General features: G+C 45.0%; 10 protein-coding genes and 1 tRNA gene. 8 read left to right on the top strand and 3 right to left on the bottom strand.

Annotated elements, in window-relative coordinates; translation table 11 throughout:
* The first annotated feature begins 1 nt into the window (after position 1).
* From lptB to mgtE, 7 genes are all read left to right on the top strand, one after another.
* Positions 2–727, top strand: coding sequence for an LPS export ABC transporter ATP-binding protein (lptB, locus tag EJ063_RS13560; protein WP_053441028.1), 726 nt, complete (start codon positions 2–4; stop codon positions 725–727).
* Between the two features lie 50 nt (positions 728–777).
* On the top strand, positions 778–2,244 hold the full coding sequence (locus EJ063_RS13555; RefSeq protein ID WP_126574825.1) for an RNA polymerase factor sigma-54: 1,467 nt from the start codon (positions 778–780) through the stop codon (positions 2,242–2,244).
* 25 nt (positions 2,245–2,269) lie between these two features.
* Entirely contained in the window at positions 2,270–2,557 is a 288-nt protein-coding gene (hpf, locus tag EJ063_RS13550) for a ribosome hibernation promoting factor (RefSeq protein WP_126574824.1), read from the top strand.
* 4 nt (positions 2,558–2,561) lie between these two features.
* The gene (gene ptsN, locus EJ063_RS13545; protein WP_126574822.1) at positions 2,562–3,008 is read left to right on the top strand and encodes a PTS IIA-like nitrogen regulatory protein PtsN; all 447 of its coding nucleotides are present in this window, start codon (positions 2,562–2,564) and stop codon (positions 3,006–3,008) included.
* The gene (rapZ, locus tag EJ063_RS13540) at positions 3,008–3,871 is read left to right on the top strand and encodes an RNase adapter RapZ (RefSeq protein ID WP_126574820.1); all 864 of its coding nucleotides are present in this window, start codon (positions 3,008–3,010) and stop codon (positions 3,869–3,871) included. The genes ptsN and rapZ overlap by 1 nt, the downstream gene beginning before the upstream one ends.
* Positions 3,872–3,874: 3 nt before the next feature.
* Complete coding sequence (locus tag EJ063_RS13535; protein WP_126574817.1) at positions 3,875–4,153, top strand: HPr family phosphocarrier protein; 279 nt, start codon at positions 3,875–3,877, stop codon at positions 4,151–4,153.
* A 109-nt stretch (positions 4,154–4,262) separates the two neighbouring features.
* Complete coding sequence (mgtE, locus tag EJ063_RS13530; RefSeq protein WP_126574816.1) at positions 4,263–5,618, top strand: magnesium transporter; 1,356 nt, start codon at positions 4,263–4,265, stop codon at positions 5,616–5,618.
* Between the two features lie 73 nt (positions 5,619–5,691).
* Here the strand turns inward: mgtE and metH are convergent, their stop codons facing one another.
* Positions 5,692–9,372, bottom strand: coding sequence for a methionine synthase (metH, locus tag EJ063_RS13525; protein ID WP_126574814.1), 3,681 nt, complete (start codon positions 9,370–9,372; stop codon positions 5,692–5,694).
* 169 nt (positions 9,373–9,541) lie between these two features.
* Here metH and EJ063_RS13520 point away from each other — a divergent pair, with 169 nt between their 5' ends.
* Positions 9,542–10,843, top strand: a complete 1,302-nt coding sequence (locus EJ063_RS13520) for a cation:proton antiporter (protein ID WP_126574813.1) — start codon at positions 9,542–9,544, stop codon at positions 10,841–10,843.
* Positions 10,844–10,908: 65 nt separating this feature from the next.
* On the opposite strand, the gene EJ063_RS13515 is transcribed toward EJ063_RS13520, so the two are convergent.
* Positions 10,909–11,592, bottom strand: coding sequence for a DedA family protein (locus EJ063_RS13515; RefSeq protein ID WP_126574811.1), 684 nt, complete (start codon positions 11,590–11,592; stop codon positions 10,909–10,911).
* A 289-nt stretch (positions 11,593–11,881) separates the two neighbouring features.
* Positions 11,882–11,958 (bottom strand) — tRNA-Asp (locus EJ063_RS13510).
* Positions 11,959–12,029 lie beyond the last annotated feature (71 nt).

Raw genomic sequence — 12,029 nt, 5'->3', positions numbered from 1 at the left:
TATGGCAATACTCAAAGCTGAGCACCTAGCAAAAACTTATGGCAACCGAACGGTTGTAACAGACGTAAGTCTTCAAGTGGAATCAGGCCAAATCGTTGGTCTGCTAGGCCCAAATGGTGCAGGTAAAACCACCTCGTTTTATATGATTGTTGGCTTGGTAGCACGCGACCAAGGTGCCATCACCATCGATGATAAAGACATCAGTATTTTGCCAATGCACAGCCGATCTCGCATGGGTATTGGTTACTTGCCACAAGAAGCCTCTATCTTCCGTAAACTATCGGTTGAAGACAATATCATGGCAGTGCTTGAAACACGTGAAGAGATGACTCGCGAAGAGCGTCAAGACAAGCTAGAAGATTTGTTGGAAGAATTCCACATTCAGCACATTCGCGCTAGCGCTGGTATGGCATTATCAGGTGGTGAACGCCGCCGAGTTGAGATCGCACGTGCATTAGCCGCTAACCCTCAATTCATTTTGCTTGATGAGCCGTTTGCCGGCGTTGACCCAATTTCGGTAATCGATATCAAGAAGATCATTGAGCATCTTCGCGATCGTGGCCTTGGTGTGCTTATCACTGACCACAACGTGCGTGAAACACTGGATGTATGTGAAAAAGCCTACATCGTAAGTCAGGGACACCTCATTGCAGAAGGGACTCCTGACCAAGTATTGAATAACGAACAAGTAAAACAAGTTTATCTAGGCGAACAATTCCGACTATGATTAAAGGGAAGAACGGTAAGATTCTCCAGCATTAAGGCAAACAATACTGAATGAAACCCTCATTACAACTCAAGCTAGGACAGCAGTTAGCGATGACTCCTCAATTGCAGCAAGCGATTCGTTTGTTGCAACTGTCAACGCTAGATCTTCAACAAGAGATTCAAGAAGCTTTGGATTCCAACCCACTATTGGAGGTTGAAGAGAGCAGTGATGAGCCATCATCAGAAGACAATGCCCGCAGCGAAGAAAAAGAACCGACCGTTGACGTTTCTGATTCAGCAGAGCCTGATGTCAAAGACAGTTCAGAACTGATTGAAAAATCAGAAATCAGTAACGACCTAGAAATCGATACCACTTGGGAAGATGTCTACAGCGCGAATACAGGAAGTACCGGTATCGCTGTTGATGATGACATGCCGGTCTACCAAGGTGAGACGACACAATCTCTGCACGACTACCTAATTTGGCAGCTCGACCTTACACCGTTCAGCGAAACAGATCGCACCATTGCCTTAGCGCTCATCGATGCGATTGACGATTATGGCTACCTCACAGTTTCAACTGAAGAGATCTTAGAAAGCTTTAACAACGAAGAGATCGAAATCGAAGAGATTGAAGCGGTTCGTAAACGCATTCAACAGTTTGATCCTCTCGGTGTTGCTTCCAATAACCTTCAAGATTGCTTACTGCTTCAGTTGGCGACATGCCCTGAAGATACACCTTGGTTGAAAGAGGCTAAGTTAGTCCTTACTCACCACATCGTTCAATTAGGCAATCGTGATTACAAGCTCATCATTAAAGAAACGAAGCTTAAAGAAGCTGAGCTCCGTGAAGCGCTGAAACTTATTCAGCAATTAGACCCAAGACCCGGCAGCCGTATTTCTTCAGAGCATGCTGAATACGTGGTTCCAGATGTCTCGGTTTTTAAAGATCATGGGAAGTGGGTGGTTACGATTAACCCCGACTCAATTCCAAAACTCAAAGTTAATCAGCAATATGCAGCACTAGGTAAAGGCAGCAGTTCTGATAGCCAGTATATTCGCACCAACTTGCAAGAAGCTAAATGGCTGATAAAAAGCTTAGAAAGTAGAAACGAGACACTGCTCAAAGTTGCTAAGTGTATTGTTGAACATCAGCGTGATTTCTTCGAATATGGTGAAGAAGCTATGAAGCCGATGGTGCTCAATGACGTTGCATTAGCTGTCGAAATGCACGAATCCACCATCTCAAGGGTCACCACGCAGAAGTATATGCATACTCCTCGTGGTATTTTTGAACTGAAGTACTTTTTCTCAAGCCATGTCAGTACCGACAACGGCGGAGAGTGTTCATCCACTGCAATCCGCGCTCTCATTAAGAAGCTCGTTGCTGCAGAGAACAGCGCAAAGCCTCTCAGTGATAGTAAAATTGCAGCTCTACTCGCTGACCAAGGAATTCAGGTCGCTAGAAGAACAATAGCGAAGTACCGAGAATCATTAGGTATCGCTCCTTCAAGTCAGCGCAAACGCCTACTTTAAGGCATTTAACCGAGAAGGAAAGTCTATGCAAATTAATCTTACTGGCCATCACGTTGATCTAACCGATTCAATGCAAGACTACGTTAATGAAAAATTTCAGAAGCTTGAACGCTTTTTCGACCATATCAATAGCGTTCATGTGGTATTAAAAGTTGAAAAACTTAACCAAATCGCAGAAGCTACCCTTCACGTCAATCAAGGTGAAATTCATGCCTCATCGGATGATGAAAACATGTATGCAGCCATTGATTCCTTAGTCGACAAATTAGTACGACAGCTAAACAAGCACAAAGAGAAGCTAAACGCTCACTAACACCATGCAATTAAGCGAAATCCTTACACTGGACTGCACCAAAAGTGCAGTCCAGTGCACTAGTAAAAAACGTGCCCTAGAAATGATCAGCGATTTAGTTGCTGAACAAACCGGGCAAAACTCTACCGAGCTATTTGAATGTATGCTCAGCCGTGAAAAAATGGGCAGTACTGGCATTGGAAATGGAATAGCCATTCCCCATGCTCGTATGCACTCCAGTGATAAAGCGGTCGCTGTTCTACTTCAGTGCGAGTCCCCGGTAGAATTTGATGCCATCGATAACCGTCCTGTTGACCTACTTTTTGCTCTTCTTGTGCCTGACGCACAATGTAAAGAGCACCTTAAAACTCTTTCTAGTATGGCAGAACGTCTCAACGACAAGCAGATCTTAAAACAACTTCGTAAAGCCAGCTCCGACCAAGAGCTCTACGACATCATGGTTAGCCAATAATGCGCCTTATTGTAGTCAGTGGTTACTCAGGTGCCGGCAAAAGTGTCGCTTTACGCGTTCTTGAAGATCTTGGCTATTACTGTGTTGATAATCTTCCTGTCGACATGCTCGATACGTTTGTCACTTCTGTCCAGTCGAGTAAGCAAAATGTCGCGGTCAGTATTGATATCCGCAACCTGCCTGCCGAACCAAACCTGGTAGAAGATGTATTAGCTAAGCTTAAACAGAGTTCTGATCTTAGTGTCCTGTTCTTGGACGCGAATAAAGAAACCCTGCTTAAGCGCTACAGTGAAACACGCCGTATTCACCCTCTCACATTGAGCTTAGAAAACACCTCACTTGAGCAAGCCATTGAAAAGGAGCGCTGTATTCTTTCTCCTTTAAAAGAGAATGCCGATCTCGTCATTGATAGTAGCCAGCAATCTCTGCACGATTTGAGTGAAACGGTCAGAATGCGAGTCGAGGGCCGTGAACGTAAAGACCTCGTGATGGTATTCCAATCATTTGGTTTTAAATACGGCCTACCGAGTGATGCGGATTATGTCTTTGATGTGCGCTTTTTGCCAAACCCACATTGGGAACCTGATTTACGCCCTCTGACAGGTTTGGACGCACCAATAAAATCATTCTTAGAAGGCCACCAAGAAGTGATGGATCTGAAACAGCAGATCCAGAAGTTCATTGAAAACTGGTTACCTCTGCTCGAAAAAAACAACCGCAGTTACCTCACGGTTGCCATTGGTTGTACCGGTGGAAAACATCGCTCGGTTTATCTGACTCAGCAGATTGGCGAATACTTTGCGCAGTTAGGTCATCAAGTTCAAATCCGCCACGCTTCATTAGAGAAAAACCACAAGGAATAGTGTATGCAGCAGCAAAGCCGCACCGTCTTAATTCAAAATCGTTTAGGGCTCCATGCTCGTGCTGCTGTAAAACTGGTTGAGCTTGCTCAGTCATTCAACGCGATACTCACTATTCAAAACCACGAAGGTAAAGAAGCGACTGCAGACAGTGTGATGGGGTTATTAATGCTTGAGTCCGCTCAAGGCGAGCATGTCACCATCAGCGCTGAAGGAAATGACGCTCACCCCGCACTGGAAGCCGTTTGCCACCTTATCGAAGATAAGTTTGATGAGGATGAATAACGCACCTCTCAACGATTAAATGACCTTCCTTAACATTAACTTATTAAATACGCTCTAAAATTACGTTACTATCCATACCATTGTAATCATATAGAGTCAGGGGGAAAAAATGGCAGAGCAGATTGAATTTGACCAAGCTCACCAAGCCCTCCAAGAAGTCACAGAAGCTCTAGAAAATGGCCGCTTTGTTCATGTCCGCCGTCAGCTGCAGGACATGGAACCTGAAGATATTGCGCATCTATTAGAAGCCTCTCCTCGAAAAAGTCGTGAAGTCCTTTGGCAACTAACGGATCCAGAGGACTATGGTGAAATCCTCGATGAGCTAAACGAAGATGTCAAAGACGACCTGGTGTCTAAGATGGCCCCAGAGATGTTGGCAGAAGCGACAGAAGGTATGGAGACCGATGATGTCGCCTACGTACTTCGTAGCCTTCCTGATGATGTCTCTCGTGAAGTTCTAGCCCAAATGGATGCCGCTGAGCGTCTACTCGTCGAAACCGCCCTCTCTTATCCAGAAGATACTGCGGGTAGTTTGATGAACACTGATGTCATTACCATTCGTGGTGATGTCGATGTCGATGTTGTTCTACGTTACCTACGTATGAAAGGTGAGCTTCCTGAGGCGACCGATGCGTTGTACGTCATTGATGAAGAGAATCGCTTAATCGGTGAATTGCCGATCACAACGCTGATCACTACTCAACCCGATATCAAAGTCAGTGATGTTATGGAAGACGCGGATGAAGCGATCGAGGTGACGATGAGCGACTCTGATATCGCGAGTCTCTTCGAGCGCCGTAATTGGGTCTCTGCCCCTGTTATCGATGAAAACCAACACCTTGTTGGCCGTATTACCATTGATGACGTAGTAGACGTTATCCGTGAAGATGCCGAACACTCGATGATGAGCATGGCCGGTATGGATGACGATGAAGATACCTTTGCGCCTGTCGTAAAATCGGCTCGTAAACGAAGTGTTTGGCTAGGTGCAAACGTACTTGCAGCCTTAGCTGCCGCTTCTGTTTCCAATATGTTTGAAGCAACTCTCGATCAAATGGCTGCTATTGCCGTACTCATGACGATTGTCCCGTCAATGGGTGGCGTTGCGGGTAACCAAACTGTTGCTCTAGTGATTCGCGGTTTAGCCTTGGGTCATATCGGTGATTCGAACAAGCGCGAACTATTAATGAAAGAAGCCGCTATCGGCTTGCTCAATGGCATTATGTGGGCGTTGATCATTGGTGGTATTGTCGTGGCATGGAAAGGCAACTGGATGTTAGGTGGGATTATCTCCGCCGCTATGCTGACCAACCTACTCGTTGCGGGTATTGCAGGGGTAAGCATTCCTATTCTACTTAAAAAGATGAACATAGACCCCGCTTTGGCCGGAGGTATGGCTCTGACGACAGTCACCGATGTGATCGGTTTATCGGTATTCTTAGGGCTCGCCACCATCCTGATTTAATTCATCAGTCGATAGAAACAAAAAAGCGCAGTAGCAATCACTACTGCGCTTTTCTTTTATCTAACCGTTGCGTCTAGCCGTTAATGTTAGGCCCCAACCACTTCTCCGCTTCAAGCATGTTCCAACCTTTACGATCTGCGTAGCTCTCCACTTGATCGTGTTGGATCTGTGCGATCGCAAAGTAGCGAGAGTCAGGGTGCGAGAAGTACCAACCGGAAACAGAGGCCCCTGGGTACATTGCGTAACTTGACGTTAACGTCATCCCAATCGTCTCTTCTACATTCATAAGTTCCCAAAGCGGGCCTTTCTCTGTATGCTCAGGACAAGCAGGGTAACCTGGCGCCGGGCGAATGCCTTGGTATTTTTCTCGAATCAAATCTTCATTTGAAAGATTTTCATCAGCTGCATAACCCCAGATCTCTTTACGCACTCGTTCATGTAAACACTCAGCGAATGCTTCAGCTAATCGATCAGCGACTGCTTGAATCATAATAGCGTTGTAGTCATCGCCTTGTGCTTTGTATTCATCAGCTAATTCACGTTCATTAATGCCGCCTGTTACCGCGAACGCACCAATCCAATCTTTCTTACCGGATTCTTTCGGCGCAATGTAATCTGACAAACAGTAGTTAAAACCTGTTGGTTTCTCTGTTTGCTGACGAAGATTACACAGTACTTTCGCCACTTTTGTACGAGATTCATCGGTGTACACTTCAATATCATCGCCGACACTCGCCGCAGGGAAAAGCGCACACATACCACGAGCTTGCATTAAGCCTTCTCTCTCTACTCGGTCAAGTAACTCATTAGCATCTTCAAACAGGCGCTGAGCTTCTTCACCCACTTCTTCATGCTCGAAGATCTTTGGATACTTACCCACAAGCGACCAAGTCATGAAGAATGGCGTCCAGTCAATGTAGTTACGTAATGTTGCAATATCGAAGTCATCAAAAACATGCACACCTGGTTTAGCTGGCACTGGCGGCGTGTAAGTTTCCCAATCAATCGCAACCTTGTTAGCACGCGCCTGCTCAAGCGTGACGGGCTTGGTACGAGGCTTCTTACGATTGTGCTGATCACGAACACGCTCATAATCTGCATCCAGCTTTTCAACAAACGCAGGGCGACGCTCATCGGACAATAATGATGTACAAACACCAACCGCTCGAGAGGCATTATTTACGTAAACCACTGGGTTCTTATAGTTCTGCTCAATCTTAACCGCAGTATGGGCTTTTGATGTGGTTGCTCCACCGATCAACAATGGTAAATCAAAATCCAAACGCTCCATCTCTTTCGCGACATGAACCATTTCATCCAGAGATGGGGTAATCAGGCCAGACAGACCAATGATATCGACATTCTCTTCTTTAGCGACTTTAAGGATTTTTTCACATGGCACCATCACGCCAAGATCAATGATTTCGTAGTTATTACATTGCAGTACTACGCCAACAATGTTTTTACCGATATCGTGAACATCGCCTTTTACTGTCGCTAGCAAAATCTTGCCGTTTGAAGAACCCGCTTGTTTCGACGCATTAATATAAGGTTCTAGATGAGCTACCGCCTGTTTCATTACACGTGCAGATTTCACCACCTGAGGAAGGAACATCTTACCTTCACCAAATAGATCTCCCACCACGTTCATACCATCCATCAAAGGCCCTTCGATCACCTCTAATGGTTTAGAAGCATTGACTCGAGCTTCCTCGGTATCTTCGACGATAAATTCAGTAATCCCTTTAACCAACGCATGTTCTAAGCGCTTCTCAACCGCCCAAGTACGCCACTCCAGTGCAGAGGCATCTTCTTCTTTGCCAACACCTTTATTGGCATACTCTGCGGCGATATCAAGTAATCGCTCAGTACCATCATCACGACGGTTAAGGACCACATCTTCCACTGCCTCTCGGAGCTTCTCTGGTACGTTATCGTAGATCTCTAGTTGACCAGCATTTACGATGCCCATATCCATACCGTTCTTGAAACAGTGGTAGAGGAATACAGCATGAATCGCTTCACGCACGTAGTTATTGCCACGGAAAGAGAAGGAAACGTTCGATACACCACCTGAAATCATTGCATGTGGTAAATCTCGCTTAATATCAGCAACGGCTTCAATGAAGTCCACTGCGTAGTTGTTGTGTTCTTCAATACCTGTAGCAACTGCGAAGATATTAGGGTCAAAGATGATGTCTTCCGGCGGGAAACCGACTTCACCAACTAAAATATTGTAGGCATTGGTACAGATCTCTAGCTTACGCTCACGCGTTTCGGCCTGACCGACTTCATCAAACGCCATAACGATAACAGCAGCACCGTAGCGGCGAATCAGCTTAGCTTGCTCAACGAACTTCTCTTTGCCTTCCTTCAGCGAAATGGAGTTAACGATGCCTTTACCTTGAATACACTTCAAACCAGCTTCAATCACTTCCCACTTAGAAGAATCGACCATGATAGGTACTTTCGAGATTTCAGGCTCAGATGCACAAAGATTCAGGAAGCGCACCATACACGCTTCAGCATCCAACATACCTTCATCCATGTTGATATCGATGATCTGTGCACCGTTCTCAACCTGCTGACGAGCAACTTCTAGTGCTTCATCATACAACTCTTCTTTTATTAGACGTTTGAATCGAGCTGAGCCTGTCACGTTGGTACGTTCACCAACGTTAATAAACAGTGTCTCTTTTTCAATTGTTAGGGGCTCTAGGCCAGAGAGGCGACAGGCTGTGACCAGCTCAGGTAAAGCGCGAGGTTTAACGCTTTCAACTGCTTTAGCCATTTGGCGAATATGCTCAGGGGTGGTACCACAGCAGCCACCAATGAGGTTTAGAAAACCACTTTCTGCCCACTCTTTGACATGCACCGCCATATCTTCTGGCGAAAGGTCATACTCACCAAACGCATTAGGTAGACCGGCATTCGGGTGCGCAGAAACAAATGATTCAGAGATACGCGATAGTTCTTCAACATAAGGACGCAATTCATCCGGGCCAAGAGCACAGTTAAGACCAAATGAGATTGGATTTACATGCCGGAGTGAATTATAGAAAGCTTCAGTTGTTTGGCCTGACAGTGTTCGACCAGAGGCATCTGTAATCGTACCAGAAATCATCACTGGTAATGAGAAGCCAAGTTCTTCAAAAACAGTCTCGACCGCGAATGCACACGCTTTAGCATTCAATGTATCAAAAATGGTTTCGATCAAGATGAGGTCTGAACCTCCCTTAATCAGAGCTTTAGTTGATTCCGAGTATGCTGCAACAAGTTCATCGAAGCTCACATTACGGTAGCCTGGATCGTTAACATCGGGAGAGATAGAACAAGTGCGGTTAGTTGGGCCTAAAACCCCTGCGACATAACGAGGTTTTTCAGGTGTTTTTACCGTCCATTCATCTGCGGCTTCACGTGCTAATTTCGCAGCTGCGAAGTTAATTTCTTCGCTAAGGCTTTCCATCTCATAATCAGCCATAGCAATCGTGGTTGCGTTGAAGGTGTTGGTCTCTAGAATATCCGCACCCGCTTCTAGGTACTTTGCGTGGATATCTTTGATCAACTGAGGCTGAGAAAGAACCAAAAGGTCGTTGTTACCTTTTAAATCACAATGCCAGTCTGAAAACCGTTCACCGCGGTAATCATGTTCTTCCAATTTGTAATCTTGAATCATGGTGCCCATACCACCATCAATCAATAAGATACGTTGCTTTAATTGAGCTTCAATCTGTTGCCTTACATTACTTCCCACAGTACAGCCTCATTCCTTTAGTTATCATGCCATCCTATCACACATTCAAAAGGAGTCTAGACGTCTAAACAAGGAAGTTAATGACTTTGATATGACAAAAAAATGTTTGCTATTTGAGCACAGTAGGCAGAAAATTCTTATTCATAATTTGTTACATACTGAGAATCCCATGTCGGTCTATTACACCCTGTGCTTTTTATCTGCTGCAGCCATGCTTATCGCATTCGTAAACAGCAAGATAGGAAAAATGCAAACGACCATCGCTATCACCGCTGGTTCAATGATGCTATCACTTTTGATCCTCATTGCTGGTCAGAATGATTGGTTTCAACTGACGGAGATCGCATCAGATACGGTCGCAAGCATTAACTTTGAGGACTTCCTTCTAAAAGGGATTCTCGGATTCCTGCTGTTTGCCGGAGGCTTAGGTATCAAATTACCTAACCTAAAAGATCAGAAATGGGAAATAACAGTACTAGCATTAGCTGCAACTTTGTTTTCTACCTTCTTCATCGGTTTTGCTCTGTACGGATTTTGTCAGCTAATCGGAATCCAGTTTGATCTTGTGTACTGCTTGCTGTTTGGGGCTCTTATCTCACCAACTGACCCAATTGCTGTACTCGCTATCGTTAAAAAGTTAGATGCTCCGAAACGAATCTCGACTCAGATCGAAGGAGAATCATTATTTAATGACGGCTTTGGCTTAGTTATTTTCGTAACACTCTTCACCATCGCATTTGGCACAGAGGCCCCAACGGTTGGCAGTGTGACGATGCTGTTTGCCCAAGAAGCGCTTGGAGGCATCGCTTACGGCTTTGTCCTTGGACTGGTATTCCACTATTTGATCAGTGCTACCGACGATCACTCAATGGAGCTGTTGTTAACCATCGGTATTCCAACCGCTGGCTATGCATTTGCAGAAGTGATTCACGTCTCTGGGCCTTTAGCTATGGTTGTTTCAGGAATTATGATCGGTAACTGGACTCGCTTTATTGGGTTCTCTAAAGAGAGTGAAGATCATCTAGACCACTTCTGGGAATTGATTGATGAGTTTTTAAATGGCGTTCTGTTCTTATTAATTGGTATGTCGATGCTCTTGTTCGAGTTCCATAAAGAAGACTGGATCCTCATGGCGTTCTCTATTCCCCTAGTACTCGCGGCTCGATATATCAGCGTATTTCTGTCTTATTTAGGCTTTAAGCGTTATCGCAAATATAACCCTTACTCTGTGAACATATTAACCTGGGGAGGGCTCAGAGGCGGTCTAGCTCTCGCAATGGCGCTATCTATCCCATCTGGTATTTGGGTAATTCAAGACAAGTTGATCGATGTAAAAGAGATCATTTTGGTCATGACCTACTCTGTGGTGGTTTTTTCTATCCTAATTCAAGGTTCGACGATTACACCAATGATTGAAAAAGCAAAGCAAGCTCAGAAAGAAATGGACTCAGAAGAAACCGAGCTGAAATAAGACTATGTTTGCTTAGGCAATAACTAAAAAAGCAGCTCTCTGAGCTGCTTTTTAGTAACTGGAGTCTAAAGATCGTCACGGACACTTTGAGGTTCAGGTTTAGCTGCTACTCTTCGTAACTTAATCACTAGAAGACTTGAAAGCGCTACGCATAAGGTAATCACAGGAGCTGCCATGAGAGCAGCCGTAATATACTTGCTCACCGCTTCAGGAAGCATAGGTAACAGCATACCAAACGAGCACAGTAATAACGTCCATAGAATTGCACTTAACCAAGAGAAGTAGTGGAACTTGTTAACCTGACTTGCTCGCATTCCCATCATCAACGGCAATAATGAACGTACCACGGGAATAAATCGAGCGCTGAACAAAGCAATGAGACCATGTTTGCCAAGCAGGCTATCGACTTGCTGCATACGATTCTTAGGTACAGCCTTTACCCACCCTTGCACTTTAGGCAGCCTATTTAACCAAGTTCCTTGTAAATAGCCTGCCCAACTTCCTAAAGCTGCGCATACACAAATAAGCAATAGAACTACGATAGGGTTTAGTACACCTACGGCAGCTAATGTACCTGAAAGAACCACAACACTATCGCAAGGAAAAGGCGCAGCAGGGATAAACCCACTCTCTAGAAATATCAGAGCACCAACCACGGTGTAGATCATGATTGCACTTTCCGGGCTTTGCAGTACAGAGAAATCCTGATTCCAAAGGGCGATAAGAACAGAGAAAAGAGCATCTAACATATCGTAATCCTTAGCCAGATATGAAGTAATACTCTGTTGTATATCTGACAACGCGTGACTGCAAACGCGATCTTCAATCGTTAAGATTAGAAAGAATATCAAGAGCTAAATACGCTTTTTGTATATAACAACTTGTTTTTCGCATACCAAAAAGCCCTGCTATATCTAGCAGGGCTTATCTATAAATGGGGGAATGGCTGAATTCGTAAGTCTGGCTGGGCTGTTGCTCTACATAACCATACCCCAGAAACGACGAAAGCCTAGTCGTAAGACTAGGCTTTCTGATAAGTGGCGGAGTGGACGGGACTCGAACCCGCGACCCCCGGCGTGACAGGCCGGTATTCTAACCAACTGAACTACCACTCCGCAGTGGTAAACATGCCCTTAGGCATGGTTCCATAATTTAAAGCCTGGCGATGTCCTACTCTCACATGGGG

It is taken from the genome of Vibrio aquaticus, assembly GCF_003970385.1.
GTDB lineage: Bacteria > Pseudomonadota > Gammaproteobacteria > Enterobacterales > Vibrionaceae > Vibrio > Vibrio aquaticus.
This window is presented reverse-complemented; position numbering and strand designations above follow the sequence as displayed.